This is a genomic window from Pseudomonas sp. DWRC2-2 (assembly GCF_049897885.1).
GTDB classification, from domain to species: Bacteria; Pseudomonadota; Gammaproteobacteria; order Pseudomonadales; family Pseudomonadaceae; genus Aquipseudomonas; species Aquipseudomonas azotoformans_A.
On sequence record NZ_JAFCXD010000015.1, the window covers coordinates 1 to 16,033 of the forward strand.

At 60.7% G+C, this 16,033-nt stretch carries 19 protein-coding genes; 6 read left to right on the plus strand and 13 right to left on the minus strand.

Annotated features, from left to right (window positions below):
- Positions 1 to 203: 203 nt before the first annotated feature.
- A complete protein-coding gene (locus ACP7EW_RS30660; RefSeq protein ID WP_426221793.1) occupies positions 204 to 1,220 on the plus strand; it encodes an IS110 family transposase in 1,017 nt (338 codons plus the stop codon).
- 393 nt (positions 1,221 to 1,613) lie between these two features.
- Here the strand turns inward: ACP7EW_RS30660 and ACP7EW_RS30665 are convergent, their stop codons facing one another.
- Genes ACP7EW_RS30665 through ACP7EW_RS30680 form a run of 4 tightly spaced genes read right to left on the minus strand, consistent with a single transcriptional unit; the run spans position 1,614 to position 3,411 of the window.
- Positions 1,614 to 2,081, minus strand: a complete 468-nt coding sequence (locus ACP7EW_RS30665) for a periplasmic heavy metal sensor (RefSeq protein ID WP_269133864.1) — start codon at positions 2,079 to 2,081, stop codon at positions 1,614 to 1,616.
- The gene (locus ACP7EW_RS30670) at positions 2,078 to 2,509 is read right to left on the minus strand and encodes a hypothetical protein (RefSeq protein WP_269133863.1); all 432 of its coding nucleotides are present in this window, start codon (positions 2,507 to 2,509) and stop codon (positions 2,078 to 2,080) included. The genes ACP7EW_RS30665 and ACP7EW_RS30670 overlap by 4 nt, the downstream gene beginning before the upstream one ends.
- Complete coding sequence (locus tag ACP7EW_RS30675) at positions 2,506 to 3,084, minus strand: RNA polymerase sigma factor (RefSeq protein WP_314534947.1); 579 nt, start codon at positions 3,082 to 3,084, stop codon at positions 2,506 to 2,508. The genes ACP7EW_RS30670 and ACP7EW_RS30675 overlap by 4 nt, the downstream gene beginning before the upstream one ends.
- Positions 3,085 to 3,099: 15 nt before the next feature.
- Positions 3,100 to 3,411 (minus strand): YXWGXW repeat-containing protein, encoded by a 312-nt coding sequence (locus ACP7EW_RS30680; RefSeq protein ID WP_028616441.1) that lies wholly within the window; start codon positions 3,409 to 3,411, stop codon positions 3,100 to 3,102.
- Between the two features lie 213 nt (positions 3,412 to 3,624).
- Between ACP7EW_RS30680 and ACP7EW_RS30685 the strand changes: the two genes are divergently transcribed.
- Positions 3,625 to 3,765 (plus strand): hypothetical protein, encoded by a 141-nt coding sequence (locus tag ACP7EW_RS30685; RefSeq protein WP_177077778.1) that lies wholly within the window; start codon positions 3,625 to 3,627, stop codon positions 3,763 to 3,765.
- On the opposite strand, the gene ACP7EW_RS30690 is transcribed toward ACP7EW_RS30685, so the two are convergent.
- Positions 3,762 to 4,010: a DUF1652 domain-containing protein gene (locus ACP7EW_RS30690; protein ID WP_033902309.1), complete on the minus strand. Its 249-nt coding sequence runs from the start codon at positions 4,008 to 4,010 to the stop codon at positions 3,762 to 3,764. The two genes, ACP7EW_RS30685 and ACP7EW_RS30690, sit on opposite strands and share 4 nt — an antisense overlap.
- Positions 4,011 to 4,257: 247 nt before the next feature.
- Here ACP7EW_RS30690 and ACP7EW_RS30695 point away from each other — a divergent pair, with 247 nt between their 5' ends.
- A complete protein-coding gene (locus tag ACP7EW_RS30695; protein ID WP_033902310.1) occupies positions 4,258 to 5,202 on the plus strand; it encodes a sensor domain-containing diguanylate cyclase in 945 nt (314 codons plus the stop codon).
- A 266-nt stretch (positions 5,203 to 5,468) separates the two neighbouring features.
- Here ACP7EW_RS30695 and ACP7EW_RS30700 read toward each other — a convergent pair whose 3' ends face one another.
- The 5 genes from ACP7EW_RS30700 to ACP7EW_RS30720 form a co-directional block, all read right to left on the minus strand.
- Positions 5,469 to 5,726, minus strand: coding sequence for a hypothetical protein (locus tag ACP7EW_RS30700; RefSeq protein WP_426221794.1), 258 nt, complete (start codon positions 5,724 to 5,726; stop codon positions 5,469 to 5,471).
- Positions 5,727 to 5,730: 4 nt separating this feature from the next.
- Positions 5,731 to 6,177: a GNAT family N-acetyltransferase gene (locus tag ACP7EW_RS30705; RefSeq protein ID WP_426221795.1), complete on the minus strand. Its 447-nt coding sequence runs from the start codon at positions 6,175 to 6,177 to the stop codon at positions 5,731 to 5,733.
- Positions 6,178 to 6,251: 74 nt separating this feature from the next.
- Positions 6,252 to 7,160 carry a helix-turn-helix transcriptional regulator gene (locus ACP7EW_RS30710; RefSeq protein ID WP_426221796.1) on the minus strand — a complete coding sequence of 303 codons (909 nt, stop codon included), beginning with the start codon at positions 7,158 to 7,160 and terminating at the stop codon, positions 6,252 to 6,254.
- Between the two features lie 36 nt (positions 7,161 to 7,196).
- Entirely contained in the window at positions 7,197 to 7,892 is a 696-nt protein-coding gene (locus tag ACP7EW_RS30715) for a fumarylacetoacetate hydrolase family protein (RefSeq protein ID WP_426221797.1), read from the minus strand.
- A gap of 65 nt (positions 7,893 to 7,957) precedes the next feature.
- Positions 7,958 to 8,995 (minus strand): AbrB family transcriptional regulator, encoded by a 1,038-nt coding sequence (locus ACP7EW_RS30720; protein WP_426221798.1) that lies wholly within the window; start codon positions 8,993 to 8,995, stop codon positions 7,958 to 7,960.
- Between the two features lie 109 nt (positions 8,996 to 9,104).
- Here ACP7EW_RS30720 and ACP7EW_RS30725 point away from each other — a divergent pair, with 109 nt between their 5' ends.
- Entirely contained in the window at positions 9,105 to 10,004 is a 900-nt protein-coding gene (locus ACP7EW_RS30725) for a LysR family transcriptional regulator (RefSeq protein WP_426221799.1), read from the plus strand.
- Positions 10,005 to 10,008: 4 nt separating this feature from the next.
- Here the strand turns inward: ACP7EW_RS30725 and ACP7EW_RS30730 are convergent, their stop codons facing one another.
- Positions 10,009 to 10,338: a hypothetical protein gene (locus tag ACP7EW_RS30730; protein WP_033898242.1), complete on the minus strand. Its 330-nt coding sequence runs from the start codon at positions 10,336 to 10,338 to the stop codon at positions 10,009 to 10,011.
- A gap of 92 nt (positions 10,339 to 10,430) precedes the next feature.
- Positions 10,431 to 10,871 carry a carboxymuconolactone decarboxylase family protein gene (locus tag ACP7EW_RS30735; RefSeq protein ID WP_061436440.1) on the minus strand — a complete coding sequence of 147 codons (441 nt, stop codon included), beginning with the start codon at positions 10,869 to 10,871 and terminating at the stop codon, positions 10,431 to 10,433.
- A 182-nt stretch (positions 10,872 to 11,053) separates the two neighbouring features.
- Between ACP7EW_RS30735 and ACP7EW_RS30740 the strand changes: the two genes are divergently transcribed.
- Complete coding sequence (locus ACP7EW_RS30740) at positions 11,054 to 12,439, plus strand: PLP-dependent aminotransferase family protein (RefSeq protein ID WP_426221800.1); 1,386 nt, start codon at positions 11,054 to 11,056, stop codon at positions 12,437 to 12,439.
- Between the two features lie 80 nt (positions 12,440 to 12,519).
- Positions 12,520 to 13,101, plus strand: coding sequence for a TIGR00730 family Rossman fold protein (locus ACP7EW_RS30745; RefSeq protein WP_426221801.1), 582 nt, complete (start codon positions 12,520 to 12,522; stop codon positions 13,099 to 13,101).
- A gap of 59 nt (positions 13,102 to 13,160) precedes the next feature.
- Here ACP7EW_RS30745 and ACP7EW_RS30750 read toward each other — a convergent pair whose 3' ends face one another.
- Positions 13,161 to 15,662 (minus strand): TonB-dependent siderophore receptor, encoded by a 2,502-nt coding sequence (locus tag ACP7EW_RS30750; RefSeq protein ID WP_426221802.1) that lies wholly within the window; start codon positions 15,660 to 15,662, stop codon positions 13,161 to 13,163.
- Between the last annotated feature and the right edge of the window lie 371 nt (positions 15,663 to 16,033).

Genomic DNA, 16,033 nt, shown 5'->3' on the forward strand with positions numbered 1-16,033 from the left:
AACCGGCAGGGATGCCGGTTTAGCCGCCCCGCGCCATGGATGGCGCGTGGCGGCGGCCCCCCAAATCACTGTCGGATTACGGGCACACCGAGCCTAAGCGAGGTGCCGAGTGTTGGGGCAAGAGCCCTAATGAGATGGCCAGCCCGGCGAGAACCTCAGGTCTACACTACTGAGGTTCTCACTTTTCCTGAGGAGGCTTTCTCATGAACAGCGTAACGACTCTAGGCATCGCCATTGGCAAGAACAGCTTCCACTTGCACGGCCAAGACGCACAAGGCCATCAGGTATTGCGCAAGAAACTCAATCGTAGCCAGTTGCTGCCATTGCTTGCACAAATGCCACCCTGCAAAGTCGCCATGGAATCCTGTGGCGGGTCACAGTTTCTTGCCAGAGAAATAACCAAGCTCGGCCATCAGGTCCAACTGATTGCGCCACAGCATGTGAAGGCTTACGTCACCGGTAACAAAAACGACTTCATTGATGCCGAGGCTATCTGTGAAGCCGCATCACGCCCCAGAACACGCTCTGTACAGGTCAAGTCGGTTGACCAGCAGGTGCTGTCGACCGTGCATAAGCTGCGTAAATCACTGGTGAGTCGACGTACTGGCGTGATCAACCAAGTGCACGGATTCTTACTGGAGTTTGGCGTTATCTTTCCCGCAGGCTACGCCGCGCTGGATCGGGTTCCTGTATTGATGGAGGAGCACAATCTACCTCTACGCCTGCGCCAAGCTATTAATCGGATGCTTGATGACATTCGCCAATTGACCAGCGAAATCAAAGCGCTGGATATCGAGATCAAGCAGCAAGTTAACGGGAGTGACGCCGGCAAAAGATTACAGAGCATCCCCGGCATCGGCCCCCTCATCGCTAGCGCGCTGGTGGCCGATGTCGGGGACGCTTCGATGTACAAATCGTCCCGAGACTTTTCGGCGTCCCTGGGGTTGGTGCCGCGCCAATATTCGACTGGAGGGCAAACCACACTCCTGGGTATCAGCAAGCGTGGGGACAGGTATTTGCGAACCTTGTTGATGCAGGGTGCCCAAACCCTGCTTTATCGAATCGATAAACGAAACGACGCCCTTGGCGTCTGGGCCAGAAGTCTACTGGCTCGAAAACCACTCAACAAAGTTGCCTGTGCGCTGGCTAATAAAATGGCCAGGATCGTCTGGGCGCTGTTGACCAAAGGTGGCACCTACAACGGGCATTTCACCGCGTGACCCAGCTTTACCACCGGCTTTTGCGACGTCAGTAAATGATGGCGATAAACGGCAGATACCCTGGCTGAGAACCTGATAAGCAAAATAGCTTTCGAAGCTGAAGCGCTTTTAAGGACAGACAGGAGCGAATACTCATCAAGGGCCGAGCGCGTAACCGCGCTCACATGGAGCCCGGATACATTAGCGCAAGCCTGATTTACCGTTCATCGTGACTGGATAGCAAAAGGTGGGCTGACCATACATTTGCTTACTTTGGGGCTTTTCCAAAGTGAGCCGCCGTAAGGGCGGAACCCATACCCGCCATCACCCAAATAACGGATATGTACTCAACCAGCCCCTCCCCCCGAGGCCAACCTGAAGGCCGCCACGGGAGCAAGCTCCCTCGCCACAAAATCAAGACCGAGGCTTAACCCCACCCGCCTGCCCCCGCAAATACAACGCCTCCACCAGCTTCTGCCGCTCCTCCCGAGGCAACGTACCGGCAAACTGCGCCAAGGTCGAATCCACCAACGCCCGCAGCGCCATATCCGCCTCCCGCGCCTTGGCCAACTCCGCCACCAACACATCCCGATCCAAGGTCGGCGCCTCCAACTGCTTGATCACCCCCAACCGCGCCTCCCGCCCCGCCATCACCAGCGGCTGGCTGTCGGCACGGTTATGGCGTAACAACTGACGCAACTCCCGCCGCCGCTCCGGCGGCAACTTGACCATCGCCTGGCGCAACCCATGCTGATTGACCACCGCCTCAACAGGCTTGGCGCTCGCCATCCAGTGGTAAAGCCCCCCGCCTACCCCGCCAATCAAAAACACATTGAGCAACACCGAGACCAGCAACCACGGTTTAAGAGATTGGGCGCTCATTGCTCGGTTTCCTCAGCGTTGACGGTAAAGATGACTTGCGCATCGCCCTGGTCAAACACGCTGGGCAACACTTCGGCAGACACCATCGGCAGCGGCACGCTCATGGACGCCACCAGCATGCCGGTGACAACACCGGCAATGCCCACCCCCACCAGCCCCGCCGGTGACAGCCAGCCGGCATAACGCGACCAGAACGACCTACGGCGCGGCGCCGACTCACGGATCTGTCGGGTCAGCGCCAGGTCGATAAATGCCAGTTGATGACTGTCCAGCTGGGCGTCGAGCCAACCGGCCTGATCCAACGCTTCACGGGCACTGGGATTGCCGCTATCGAGCAGCGCCTTAGCCGCCCCGCGCTCAGCCAGCGGCCAACGCTGCAGGTCGGCGCCATAGGCGTCAGCCAGATAAGCAAATCGTTCGGGTGTCATGATGTTCCCCTTCCTGGGCGGGCAAGCCCGGGTGTATCGGCAAGTTGGCGGCGCAACTGGCGTCGGGCCCGCGACAGCAGGCTCTCCAGTGCCTCGACGCTGATATTCATCAGGGCCGCGGCGTCGATGTTCGACAGCTCCTGGTAGTACTGCAACACAATCGCCTCGCGCTGGCGCTCGGGCAAAGCGGCCAGTGCGGCGGCCATGCGCGCGCTGCGCTCGGTGCTTTCCAATTGTTCATCCAGAGGCGGTGCGCTGTCTGCCAGCTCCAGCGCCTCCTCCTCGTTCAAAGGTCGTTCCTTGCGCCGACGCAAGCGGTCATGGCACAGGTTGAGTGCCACGCGGTGCAGCCACGTGTCGAAACGCGCCTCGCCACTGCGCCAGGTGGATGCCTGGCGCCAGATACGCAGGAAACTTTCCTGGGCCACGTCCTTGGCTTCGTCGGCATCCCCCAGGATCCGGCTGGCGAGTGCCAGCAGACGCGGCAGTTTGCGCGTCACCATTTCGTTGACGGCCGCAGGTTCGTTGTTGCCGATACGTGCCAGCAGTTCAACGTCCGGATCAGTGTCGTTCAATCGGGCAATTCTCGGTCAGCGGATCCAATGCCCTTCGCGCCAGTACCAGTTGGGACCGTGGGCTTCCCAATGGCCGGGCTCCCAACGTGCATTGCGCATCACCGGCTGCCAATGACCCGGCACCCAGCCATAACCGCGTCCTTCCCAGCGCCAGTGGCCTCGGTCCCAGGCGTAACCGGGGCGCTCCACGGGGACCATTTCCACGCGCTCCGGTGGCGGCGCCTGGCGGATGATAATTTCGGTCTGGGCAAACACCGGGGTGCTGACAAACGCGGCAAGGGCCAGCGGAGCAAGCAAGGCAAAGCGCAATGTGGCCAGGGGTCTCATGGCAACTCCTTCAAGCGACGGGCGAAAGTGCCGGTTGCTGATGGGTTGAACGGGGCGTGTCGAAAAATCCGTCGCAGGACGCGCAGATTATTGTCGCAGGCAGTATTGCCCAGGGGAGGAAGGCACTTGATGAAAGGTTTGAAAGCTTCGCGACGGATTTACGCCGGTGGCAACGTTGAAGGATTAACGCTGATCAACCCAAGAGGAAACACCATGTCCCGCCGACTTTACCTGCTGGTTGCCGCACTGCTGATCGCCAGCCTCAGCGGCTGCGTGATCGTGCCGGAACACCGCCATTGCTGCTGGCGCTATTACGGCGCGCTCGATGCGCCGACCCACAGCGTCAACAGCTAGCCGACTGCCGCAAACCCCCGGCGCCCGGCCTTGATTTCGGTGCGCAACTCGCCAATCAGGTTTGAGATGGAACGGATGCTGTCCAAACCTTCGGGGGACACACCGGTCAACAACAGGTCGACCCGGCCGGACACGGGCTCGAAGATGTTGATGCGCAACGAGCCGTCGCTATTGAGTGTGCAATCGCACGCCAGCGGCAGGAAGCCCGAGGCCATGATGCGGTTGAATTCAACGATTGAAATCATGACAAGTTCCCATCCCTGGGCCTCACGAGGTGTTGTGATGGAGACAGAGTAGATGAGGTTCTACAGGCCATGGAAGCATTAATGCAAAAGTGTTAGCCATGCCTCATTTCGCCCCGGAAACGCCGAATCACTGACGCCAGAAAACCCGCATTTCGACCTCTCGTCTGCTGCTCCGGCGAGGGCTTGACTCGAAGCGTCGATCACAAGACGCTCTTGGCTTTTCGCCATCATCTTGAGCCAAACCATCATGAGCATCGACCCTCCGAGCCAGCCCGACAGCGATGTGTACAAGACCTTGCTGGAGTCGACCAAGGCCATCCCTTGGCGCATCGATTGGCAGAGCATGACCTTCAGTTACATCGGCCCGCAGATCGAGACCTTGCTGGGTTGGACTCCGCAGAGTTGGGTGAGCGTGGACGACTGGGTCGAGCGCATGCACCCGGATGATCGGGAATACGTGGTGAATTTCTGCGTGTCGCAATCGCGCGCCGGGGTGGACCACGAAGCGGACTACCGCGCGCTGACCGTGAACGGCGACTACGTGTGGATTCGCGATGTGGTGCACGTGGTGCGCAAGGACGGCGAGGTCGAAGCACTGATCGGGTTCATGTTCGATATCAGCGAACGAAAGAAGACCGAAGAGCACCTGGTGCGCCTGCAAAAGCAACTCGAAGAATATTCCTACCAGGATGGCCTGACCGGCATCGCCAACCGGCGCATGTTTGACACGGTGCTGGAGCGCGAATGGGCCAGCGCCCAGCGCAGCCAGTTACCGCTGTCGTTGATCATTCTGGATATCGATTTTTTCAAGCAGTACAACGACCACTACGGCCATATCAAGGGCGATGAATGCCTGCGTCAGGTGGCGAACACCCTGTCCCAGGCGGCCAACCGTCCGAGGGATTTCATTGCGCGTATTGGCGGCGAAGAGTTCGTGTGGTTGTTGCCGGAAACCGATGCGGCGTCCGCCCGGCAAGTGGCGCAGCGCTGCCTGCACCTGATCCGCCAGCAGCAGATCGAACATGGTTTTTCGGCGGTGTCGAACCTGCTGACCCTGAGCCTGGGCGTCGGTACGCGCATCGTGAAACCCGACAGCCCGATGCTGGGGTTTGTCGAGGAGGTCGACAAGTTGTTGTATCAAGCCAAACGCAATGGGCGGATGCGCGCGGAGTTCGCTGACGGTGAAGTGTGACGCGAAGGTCAAATCGCAGGCAAAAAAAATCCCAAGTAGCTGATGGAAACTTGGGATTTAAAAATGCATAAACCGTGGGAGGTGAACGCCCGACTATAGTAACGATTGTAAAAACCTGTAACAAGATTATTTTAATCCTTTCGTCGGATTAAAAGTGCTGTAAGTCATTCAATAACCACACATTTTTTAAGGTGGCGCGGTCTATGAGTGCCACTTTTTGGTGCAACTACCGATATTATTTCCACTTATAAAAAAGGGTTATTGGATTAAAGCGGCGTCACACTTTTGGATATACGCTCATTCAATTGCTTGCAGGCTTCCTGGGTTTCAAGGCTATTGGGCAGTACCGATCGCCCTACACTTTCCACCTGCCTGCACAGTGCCAGGCGTTGGTTGGCGGCTTCCCGCTCGCGGTCAACCTCGGCGTTGAGCCGCACAAAATAGACCCCAAGCAATACTGCAGCGCAGAGCACGGCGAGCACGAAGTAGCGAAAGCTGTTGAACGGTGGCTCGGGTGGGTTCATGACGTTACTGCGCCCTGCTCTTCTCGTAACGCACATCATCGCCGTCTACTGGACCGACCACGCTCCACCCCAGCCGCTGATAAAACCCGTTGGCACGGATTCCGTCGCGGCCGTCGGTGATCAGGAACAACCGATCATGGTGTTCAAACAGCGCAGCCTCGGCCACCGCCATCAGTTGACGGCCCAGGCCCAGGTTCTCGAAAGTCGGCCGCACGAACATCGCGAACACCTCGCCTCCGGCCAGGTCGACCATGGCAAAAGCGGCAGGCTGGCCCTCCACCTCGGCGATCCAAACGCAGGGCGCTGCGCGAATACTGTCGGCCAGCACCTGGGGCGTGATGCCCAGGTCGGCCATCTGCTCGACACTCAAATGGTTTTGCACCACCGAGGTGCGAATGACGAAGAGCGTATCGACATCGTCCTGCGTCGCCACGCGGATTAGCGTTTGCATACTGGCCTCCCTAGTAGAGGGCGCAATTGTAAGCAAATAGAAACACAGTGAATGTCGTGGATTTGTAAAACGCCCTACAGCGCCTCGCCCTGCTGCTGGCGACGGAACTGCCCCGGTGCCACGCCATGGGCCTTGCGGAAACACCGGGAAAAATACGCCTCGTCAGTGAAACCGCAGCGGTGCGCGACCACGCCAATCATCTGCGCACTGTTGAGCAACAAGGTGCGCGCCAACTGCATGCGCCGGTCGAGCACCAGTTGCGAGAAAGGTTTACCGGTTTCCTTACGCAACAAATGAGTGAGGTAGTTGGGCGACAGGAACGCCGCCGCCGCTGCGTCCGTGAGGTTGAGCGTCGGTTCATGCAGGTGCTCGCGGATATAGCCCTGCACCCGTGCCAACGCATCCTTGCGCCCGCGCCGCGTGGCATTGTTGGCGGCGAAGGCCTGCAACGGCTCGGCGTATTGTTCGCAGACCAGGCCGACCAGTTGAAACAGATAGCCCTTGAGGCGTTCGCGGGCGCCGAAGGTGCGGTGGGCATCAAGTTCGCGCATATGGGCGAGCCAGGTTTTTACCTGCTCGAACGCCGCGTCTTCAAGGATGAAGTCCAGCTGTTCCTGAAAGCGAAACGGCGACAGCTCCGGCGCCTGGCCGATGGGAATGTCTTCCAGGTCCAAGGGGTCGCAGGTCAATTGCGGCAGGAAAAACGCCTGGCTGAAGTTGATCAGCATGAATTCGCCCTCTTCGGGATGGGGAATCACATGCAGGCGATGGGGCAGGATGAACGCCAGGGCCTTGCGCGGAAACGGCCGCACCGCGCCGCCGATATGCTGCACGGTGTCGCCGCCGAGGTTGATCTGGATCTGGAAATACTCATGGCGATGAGGGCTGGTCAGCGCCGCCCGCCCGCGTTTGTCGCGGATATAGAAGTCGGGGCGGTTGCTGCGCTGTTGCATGCCGTAAGTGGTGACGCGGGTGCCTGGCATAACGGTCTCTCGGGTGGCCTGGGCACCACTGTAGCCTCAACCCTGGCCGAGGGTGAAACGCAACTCGCCGATGCCGTCGATGCCGGCGCTGACGACATCGCCCGGTTGCAAGGTGCCGACGCCCACCGGGGTGCCGGTAAAGATCAAATCGCCGGCCTTCAGTGCGACAGATTTGGAGGCATGGCTGATCACTTCACTGACGGACCAGATCTGGTCGGCCAGGTCGCCCACCTGACGCTGTTCACCATTCACGTTGAGCCAGATCTTGCCACTGGACGGATGCCCGACCGCGCTCACCGGTTGCAGCGCAGTTGTCGGTGCGGACGCATCGAAAGACTTCGCCCAATCCCACGGGCGTGAGAGCTTTTTCGCCTGGGCTTGCAGGTCGCGGCGGGTCAGGTCGATGCCGACGCCATACCCCCAGATGTGGGAAAACGCCTGTTCCGGGCTGATATCGACCCCGCCCTTGCCGATGGCCACCACCAGTTCCACTTCGTGGTGCAGGTCGGCGGTCAGCGGCGGATAGGCGACCACGCCTTCGGCCGGCACCACGGCATCCGCCGGTTTCATAAAGAAGAACGGCGGCTCTCGGTCCGGGTCATGCCCCATCTCACGGGCGTGTTCGCTGTAGTTACGGCCCACACAGAACACCCGGCGCAGCGGGAAGCGGGCTTCGCTGCCCTGCACGGCCAGGGATGGGATGGGCGTCGGGGTGAATACATAGTCAGTCATGGCTTGGGCCTCGTCGTTACCTGGCGCCAGTATGGCGAGTGGCGCCGGGGCGAAGTTGGACAGGTCTACGCAGATTTTGCACTGGCCGGTGCTTGAGGCGACCGATCCAACAGGCGATACAACGGCAGGCACGCCGCCTGGATCAGCAGCATGCGGATGACCTGCATCGCCGTCACCAATGTCACGGCCAGGCCCAGGGCCTCGGCGGTAAGGCTCATTTCCGGCGCGCTGCCGGGCATCATGCCCAGGGCCAGCGACAGCCACGGCATGCCCAACCCGGCACCCAACGCCCAGGCCGCCAATGCGCTGGCGATCACCGAACCGGTCAATAGCAGCAGCACTTTGCCCAGCAGGCCCGGCGCGCGCAGGAAGAAACTGCGGTCAAACGCGACACCCAATGCACAGCCAATCAGCAACTGGCCGCTGCCGCTGAGCCAGCCCGGCATGCTCATCGAGAGGTGATTGCAGCCCACCCCCACCGCGCAAATCAGGAACGGCCCGAACGTCCAAGGGTTAGGCAACTTGCACTGCTTGAAACCCAGGGCCGCCAGCCAGCCCACACCGAGGATGAAGATCAGCCAGGGCCAGACCACCGGCAATGGCGCATGCGCAGCGACGGGGGGCATGCCGAAGGTGGCGACTGCCGGCACCGTCAAAAGAATCAGCAACAATCGGATGCTATGGGCCGCGGCGATAAAACTGGTGTCCGCCTGGCGTTGGCGGCCCAGGTGCACCATCTCGCTGGAATTGGCCGGCATCAAGGCAAAGAATGCGGTGCTGAAAGGCACGCCCCAGCGATGCAGGAGCAGCACCGAACACAGCGCCAGTACCAGCGTGAGCAACACCGCCGTAACGATCAGCCCCAGGTGGGCCGCCACCTGCTGCATCACCGGCAGCGTGAAATGACAGCCGATGGCAACCGCCACGATGAGTTGCCCGGCCTGACGGCCGTGGGGAATTTCCGGCACCAGGCTGCCGGCACAACGAGTCAACATCACGGCGACCAGCGAACCGATCACCCAGGGCAACGGCCACCCCGCCCAACTGGCAAGGCTGCCGCCCAACGCGCCGATAATCAGTGTGAAAAGCCAATGGTTGGGCATGGTCGGGTACTCGGCATGGAGAAGAATGCCGACAGGCTATAGACTTGCTCTCATCACAGAAAATATCCATTTGTGAAACCAGCTATCACACTTTGTTATGCGAGCCATCATGAACCTGAAAGCGCTGGAGTACTGCGTCGAAATCGCCCGCCAAGGCAGCTTCACCAAAGCCGCCCAAGCGCTGCACGTGGCACAGCCGGCGCTGAGCATGGCGGTGAGCCGATTGGAGGATGAGCTGGGTGTGGCCCTGTTCAACCGCGCGACGCGGCAGATCAGCGTGACTGCCGAAGGCCAGTTGTTCCTGGCACGCGCCCAGGCGTGTCTTGAAGGCTTGGCCGGTGCCCGCCGTGAATTGCAGGACCTGACCCAACTGCACAGCGGCGAAATCCGCGTGGGCGTACCGCCCATGTACGGCATCCGCCATATTCCCGACCTGCTGATGCAATTTCGCGCCCGGTACCCCGGCATTGCCATGCATGTGGTGGAAGGCAGCGCCGATGACATCAGCGAACGCCTGGCAACGCGGGATATCGATGTGGCGCTATTGGAGTCGCGACGGGTGGATCCGGCATGGGAGTCGGTGCTGCTTGGCAGCGATGAGATGGTGTTGTGCATGGCCGAAGATCATCCGCTGGCGGGCAACTCGTCCATTGCGGCGCAGCGGCTGCAACACGAACCGATGCTGGTGTTCGACAACACCTTCCTGCAACGCCATCTGCTGGACGCCTTTTGCAGTAACGCCCGAGTGCGTTTCAACATCGCCCTGGAAAGCAACTTCGTGCCACTGGTGATTACCGCCACGCGCAACGGCATGGGCGTCTCCACCTTGCTGCGCTCGGTGCAGGAGCAAGAGCCAGGATTGGCCGGCGTTTCATTCGAGCCGGCGCAATTCATGCACTTCAACCTATGCTGGCGCGCCAGCGAATACCTGTCCCAGGCCAATCGGCGGTTTATTGAGACGGCGAAGGTGTATTTCCAGGAAGACGCCAGCTCGCCACTGTCACGTTAAGCGGTTATTTGCGTGCGACTTTGTAGCGCACGCAATCCTGATAGAACCCCTGGCGGATCGCCTCGGGCTTGAGCCGTGAACGGCTGTCGTAGGTCTGTTCGGTGATGCCCATGGCCATCATGCGCATCCACGACTTGTTGAACTTCATGCTTTGGATCTTCTGCCGCGCCGCGTATAGCGAAACGCCCGACAGTTTGAGTTCCTGGGCCCTGGCGGCGGTGCCGGCGCCCCAACTGCACATGTACTTGTCACCCTCGCGCAGCTCCCGTGCCTGCACGGCAGCCGCGCCGCCAGCCAGGGAGCAGGCGATCAGCATCATTCCAACAGAGCGCATTTGCATCCTCACCTAACCACCTGAAAATAAAAGCGATTCTGGCGAGGATTTTGTTACAAAGGGGCCATTAAATTGCCTTATTGCGCAAGGTTTCAGTTAGCCGCAGCCGGCGTGGTGCGAAAGGTGATGCCCAGTCGGTTGAAGGCGTTCATCAAGGCAATGCCGTAAGTCAGGTCGGCCAGCTCCTTGGCGCTGAACTCGGCGGCGGCCGCTGCGTACTCTGCATCCGAGACGTCGCTGCGGGTGACCGCTTCAGCGAAAGCCAGGGCGATGCGTTCACGGGCGGTGAACACATCCCGTGCGTCGTGCCACACCGGCACCAGTACCAGCTTGTCCACGGCCAGGCCTTGCTTGAGCAGGTCACGCGAGTGCATGTCGATGCAGAAGGCGCAGCCATTGATCTGCGAGACACGCAGGTAGACCAGGTCGATCAACGCCTTGGGCAAGCCGCTGTTTTGCAGGTAGACATAGACGCCACCGAAAGCCTTGTAGCCTTCCGGGGATGCTTGGGTGTAATCGAGGCGAGTGGTCATGATAAATCCTGTCGAAGTTGAGTGAAGGCACCATGTTGCAGCGCCATGGCTCACCTCTGAAGAGCCAAGAATGGACCCGGTGACCGGACCATGATGGTCTAGTCAAATGTTGCAGTTATGGCACTTGGGTACAGGTCATGCAGCCGCTACAGTCAAGGCAGGCGCGAACAGGAAATCCCCCCATGCACACGTTGCCCCCTTTGGACCCTACCTCGGCCGAGCCGATCTACCGTCAGCTTTACTGGCGTTTTCGCAGTGCCATCGCCGAAGGCCTGCTCAAGCCCGGCAAGCGCGTCCCGGCAGCGCGGGCGCTGGCCAAGGAGTTGGGGCTCGCGCGCGGCACCATCGACAGCACCTACGCATTGCTGACCGCCGAGGGTTACCTTGAGGCTCGCGGCCAGGCGGGCACGGTGGTGGCGCACGGTATCCAGAGCGCCCAGCCTACGCCCGTGGTCATCACGCCCTACAACGCCGTGCGACAACAGTCACACGTACTGCCCTTCCAGATGGGCCTGCCGGCGCTGGACGCTTTCCCGCGCAAAATCTGGTCGAAAATTGCCGCCCGTTGCGTACGCGCCACGCAACTGGCGGACATGGCCAACCCGCCGGTCTACGGCCTGCCTTCGCTGCGCACCGCTATCGCCAGTTACTTGCAGGTGGCGCGGGGAATCCATTGCTCGCCAGAGCAGGTCTTCGTCACATCGGGCTACCGCAACACGCTGAGCCTGATCACCCATGCGTTGCTGTCACCCGGCGACGCGGTGCTGGTGGAAGACCCAGGTTATCTGCCCACGCGACCCTTGCTGGACCATTTGCAGATCAAGTCCATCCCTGTGCCTGTAGATCAGGACGGCCTCTGCGTACAGCACCTCGGCGCTGCCCGCGCCGTGGTCGTCACCCCGGCCCATCAAAGCCCGCTGTGTGTGTCGCTGTCGCTGCCGCGCCGCCTGGAACTGCTGGCCTGGGCCCGCCGTGAACACGCCTGGATCATCGAGGACGACTACGACGGCGAGTACCGTTACGTCAGCCGCCCTCTACCGGCGCTCAAGAGCCTGGACCGCGAGGGTCGGGTGCTTTACGCGGGCACTTTCAGCAAAGTGCTGTTCCCCGGCATTCGCCTGGCCTATCTGGTGGTGCCCGTTTCCCAGGTCGGGCGTTTCGAGCAGGTCAGCCAGAGCTTCCTCGGCAACTGCCCGGAACTGACCCAGGCCATCGTCGCCAGTTTTATTGCCGAAGGGCATTTCGCCCGGCACATCCAGCGCATGCGCAAGCTGTACGGCGAGCGCCGCGAAGCCACCGCCAACGGGTTGCGCAAGGTATTGGGCGCGCATATTTCCATTGATGCACAACCTGGCGGGATGCACCTGATCTTGCGGTTCAAGACCCCGCAATCAGACCGCCTGTTGGTGCAGAAACTGGCGAGCGTCGGTCTCTTCGCAGAAGCCTTGAGTGAATGGAATGTCGTGCAGCACAGCGGTCCCGGCCTGCTGTTGGGATTTGCCAACATCGATTCCCAGGCCAGCGCTGAAGCATTGGGCCGGCGCATCCTGGAATGCTGGGTGGCCTAGTCATCAGGCGATTTCTTGGCGCTGTGCTTGTCAGCCAACAGGCGTGAAACTGCAACGCCCTCCCCCAACCAGGAATTCTGATGCGCAGTCTCACGGTGTTTTGCGGCTCCAACTTCGGCACCCACCCTCGCTACAGTGAAGACGCCAAAGCCCTGGGCCGTGAAATCGCCCGGCGCGGTATTCGCCTGGTCTACGGCGGCAGCGCCAAAGGCTTGATGGGCGTGATTGCTGATAGCGCGCTCGCTGAGGGTGGCGAAGTGATCGGCGTCATCACCCGATTGCTGCATGAGCTCGGGCACATGCATCCAGGGCTCAGCGCCTATGAAATCACCGAAGACATGCGCAGCCGCAAAGCGCGCATGAGCGAACTGGCCGATGGGTTTATCGCCCTGCCCGGTGGCCTCGGCACCTTCGAGGAGTTGTTGGAAGCGATGACCTTGACGCAGCTTGGCGAACACCACAAAGGCGTGGCCTGCCTGAATACCGCACAGTTCTTCGCGCCGCTGCGGGGCCTGTTCGCGCACGGCGTAAAGGAAGGCTTCATCAAGGCCGAGCACAGCCAGATGCTGATCGTCGAAGACAACCCCGGCGCCCTGCTCGATGCCCTTGGGCGGTGGCAGGCGCCGGTGGTCGACAAATGGATCGAGCCCGCTAAGCGCTAGCCCGTTTCGGCCTTGGCGATGCTGCTCCCGAATCCTTTCGCCAAGGCCTTTTTTTCACCTCACCACTGGTACGTGGCGCTTGCCTGTACGGTGCGCTGCGAGCCATACCAGCACCACGAATAGGAGTAGCAGGACGCAACGTACTCTTTATTCGCCAGGTTGGTGGCATTGAGCGCCAGGCGCAGGTTGTCCTTCAGGTTGGTGATGTTCGGGATGTCGTAGTGCACCGCCGCATCGAACAGGGTGTAGCCCGGCACCTTGAGGGTGTTGGCCGTATCGCCCCAGGACGAGCCGACATACCGCGCACCCGCGCCCGCACCGAAACCTTTCAGGTTGCCATCATGGAAGGTGTAGTCGGCCCACGCCGAAGCGGTGTGACGCGGCACGCCGTAGGTGGTGGTGCCTTCAGCGGCGATAGCCGGGCCTACGCCGATGTCGCTGATGGGCGCATAGCGCACGGTGTTGTTGGACTTGCTGATGCGGTTGTCCAGGTAGGCATAGGCCGCGGTGATGTCCAGGTTTTCGTTGAGGCTGGCCTTGCCTTCCAGCTCAAAGCCACGGGATTGCACTTCGCCGTCCTGGCTCTGGCAGCGCCCGGTGCCGCACAGATGAGTCGGGTCCGGGTCGGTGGTCAGCACGTTGGTCTGGCGCAGGTCGAAGATCGCCGCGGTGATAAAGCTGTTGCTGCCCGGCGGCTGGTACTTGATGCCGATTTCATACTGCTTGCCTTCAGTCGGCTTGAACACCGAACCGCCGTAGCCCGTACCCGACTGCGGGTTGAACGACTCCGCATAGCTGGCATACGGCGCCAGGCCATTATCAAACAGATAGACCAGGCCGATACGGCCGGTAAACGCCTTGCTGTCCAGGGACGACTCGGATTTAGAGCCGGTGCGAATCGTCTTGGTGCTGCTGTCAGTGCTGGCCCAGTCATAGCGGCCGCCCAACAACAGGACCCATTTATCCCACTTCATCTGTTCTTGCAGGTACACGCCGGTCTGCTCGCTGCGCGACGTGCCGTCGGTGGTGTAGGCCGGTACCGGAACGGCTGCACCATAGACCGGATTGAAAATATCCAGGGTTGGCCCGGCGGTGTACACGCCCGAACCGGACTTGGTGTCGGTGCTGGTGTTCTGGTAGTCCAGCCCCATCAACAAGGTGTGCTGCAACGGGCCGGTGTCGAATTTGGCCTGCACCTGGTTGTCGAGGGTGTAGGCATCCAGGTCGACGTCGCTGGCGATGGTCGAGCGGCGGATGGTGCGGTAATCCGCCATCAGGTAGTTGCTGTAGAGGCTGCGGTACTGGCCTTCGCTGCGCAGGTAGCGCGCATTCTGGCGCACGGTCCACACGTCATCGAAGTGATGCTCAAATGCCCAGCCGATGCTGTAGTACTCGCGGTCACTTTTCTCGAAATTCTTTTCGCCGTCGTAGAAATCCACATCGATGCTGTGCCCGGTCGGGCTGTGCAGCACCGAGCCCCAGGCCGGCACCGAACCGTAGGACGCGCCTTTGGGGTCCTTCTGGAAATGCCCGAGCAGGGTCAGTGAGGTGGCGTCGTCCGGGCGCCAGGTGAAGGCGCTGGACAATGACTGGCGGCGCGTCTCGGTGTGTTCTACCTGGCCATCGGCATCGTCGAAAAGCCCGGCCACGCGGTAGGAATACGCGCCCTGATCATCCAATGGGCCACTCAAATCGAAGGTCGTACGCTTCTTGTTGAAGGTGCCGTACTCCACACCTACTTCGTGAAACGGCGTATCCAGCGGGCGCTTGCTGACCATGTTGATCACGCCGCTTGGCGTGCCCTGGCCGTAAAGGACCGAGGCCGGGCCGCGCAGCACTTCGACGCGCTCCAAGTCGAAAGCGTCCTTTTGCGGCAAGGCGTCACGACTCGAGGGCATGCGCAGGCCGTCAAGGTAAGTGGCCGGCGAGAAACCCCGGATGGTCAATTGGTCGAGACGTGATGCAGTGGCGCCACGGGTTTCCGGAATGACGGCGGCGCTGTAGCGCAGGATCTGGTTGAGGCTCTCGGCGTTTTGCGCGCGCATCTGGTCTTTGGTGACGATGGAGATCGACTGCGGGGTTTCGATCAGCGCGGTGTCAGTCTTGGTGCCCGACAAGCTGCGCGTGGCCACATAACCGGACACTGGCCCGGTCGGGCTTTCGCTCTGGTAGGCGCCGCTGATGGTGGTGGCCTGCAACTCCATGGCCCCGCCGTTATCCGGGATGGCTTCCAGGCGGTAGCGGTCGGCGGAGAGTTTCAAGGCTTGCAAGCCGCTGCCGGCGAGCAACTGGTTCAGCGCCACATCAGTGTTGTACTGCCCACTCAGGGCCTTGCTGCGCTTGCCACGGGTCAGGCTTGCATCAAACGCCAGCACCAGGCCCGCCTGCTCGGCCAGGCTATTGAGCGCCTGGCTCAAATCACCAGCGGGAATCGAGAAACTGCGCACGGCGCTGCTGCTTTCTTCGGCAAAGGAGGACTGGACGGTCAGCAACGGCACGGCGGCAAAAGCCATCGCCACTGACAAGGCCAGTGGGTGCAAGGGACGAGCAAGGCGCGACATGGGAAATCCTGGGTAAGGGAGGTTCTATAAACCATGACGGCCATGTCGGAAGATCGGGTAAGGATGAGAGCGATTTTTATTTGAGTTGATGCGCTGCAATCAGGTTTATCGCTTTTTTGTGTAGCCCTTTGGGTTGGTTCCTTGCGCTTTTTTCCCGTGCTCAGTCAGCCCTTTCTGAATTTCTCAACCGCTCATCCCGCTGCGTTTTGCTACGGCATGCTCCGACGCCCTGCCCTTTGCCGAGACGTCACGGATGACCCACCCTTCCCACATTGCCCTGATTGAATTTGAGCTGGATGGTTTCCATCAGAGCCTGGTGCTTTATCGCCAGCAGATGGACGCGTGGTATTCGCGTGCGCTGGATTCGGTGA

What these genes read in the sequence shown, in the direction of transcription:
- ACP7EW_RS30660 (WP_426221793.1), top strand. Translation starts at nt 204, where the DNA reads ATGAACAGCGTAACGACTCTAGGCATCGCCATTGGCAAGAACAGCTTC.
- ACP7EW_RS30665 (WP_269133864.1), bottom strand. Translation starts at nt 2,081, where the DNA reads ATGAGCGCCCAATCTCTTAAACCGTGGTTGCTGGTCTCGGTGTTGCTC.
- ACP7EW_RS30670 (WP_269133863.1), bottom strand. Translation starts at nt 2,509, where the DNA reads ATGACACCCGAACGATTTGCTTATCTGGCTGACGCCTATGGCGCCGAC.
- ACP7EW_RS30680 (WP_028616441.1), bottom strand. Translation starts at nt 3,411, where the DNA reads ATGAGACCCCTGGCCACATTGCGCTTTGCCTTGCTTGCTCCGCTGGCC.
- ACP7EW_RS30685 (WP_177077778.1), top strand. Translation starts at nt 3,625, where the DNA reads ATGTCCCGCCGACTTTACCTGCTGGTTGCCGCACTGCTGATCGCCAGC.
- ACP7EW_RS30690 (WP_033902309.1), bottom strand. Translation starts at nt 4,010, where the DNA reads ATGATTTCAATCGTTGAATTCAACCGCATCATGGCCTCGGGCTTCCTG.
- ACP7EW_RS30695 (WP_033902310.1), top strand. Translation starts at nt 4,258, where the DNA reads ATGAGCATCGACCCTCCGAGCCAGCCCGACAGCGATGTGTACAAGACC.
- ACP7EW_RS30700 (WP_426221794.1), bottom strand. Translation starts at nt 5,726, where the DNA reads ATGAACCCACCCGAGCCACCGTTCAACAGCTTTCGCTACTTCGTGCTC.
- ACP7EW_RS30705 (WP_426221795.1), bottom strand. Translation starts at nt 6,177, where the DNA reads ATGCAAACGCTAATCCGCGTGGCGACGCAGGACGATGTCGATACGCTC.
- ACP7EW_RS30710 (WP_426221796.1), bottom strand. Translation starts at nt 7,160, where the DNA reads ATGCCAGGCACCCGCGTCACCACTTACGGCATGCAACAGCGCAGCAAC.
- ACP7EW_RS30715 (WP_426221797.1), bottom strand. Translation starts at nt 7,892, where the DNA reads ATGACTGACTATGTATTCACCCCGACGCCCATCCCATCCCTGGCCGTG.
- ACP7EW_RS30720 (WP_426221798.1), bottom strand. Translation starts at nt 8,995, where the DNA reads ATGCCCAACCATTGGCTTTTCACACTGATTATCGGCGCGTTGGGCGGC.
- ACP7EW_RS30725 (WP_426221799.1), top strand. Translation starts at nt 9,105, where the DNA reads ATGAACCTGAAAGCGCTGGAGTACTGCGTCGAAATCGCCCGCCAAGGC.
- ACP7EW_RS30730 (WP_033898242.1), bottom strand. Translation starts at nt 10,338, where the DNA reads ATGCGCTCTGTTGGAATGATGCTGATCGCCTGCTCCCTGGCTGGCGGC.
- ACP7EW_RS30735 (WP_061436440.1), bottom strand. Translation starts at nt 10,871, where the DNA reads ATGACCACTCGCCTCGATTACACCCAAGCATCCCCGGAAGGCTACAAG.
- ACP7EW_RS30740 (WP_426221800.1), top strand. Translation starts at nt 11,054, where the DNA reads ATGCACACGTTGCCCCCTTTGGACCCTACCTCGGCCGAGCCGATCTAC.
- ACP7EW_RS30745 (WP_426221801.1), top strand. Translation starts at nt 12,520, where the DNA reads ATGCGCAGTCTCACGGTGTTTTGCGGCTCCAACTTCGGCACCCACCCT.
- ACP7EW_RS30750 (WP_426221802.1), bottom strand. Translation starts at nt 15,662, where the DNA reads ATGTCGCGCCTTGCTCGTCCCTTGCACCCACTGGCCTTGTCAGTGGCG.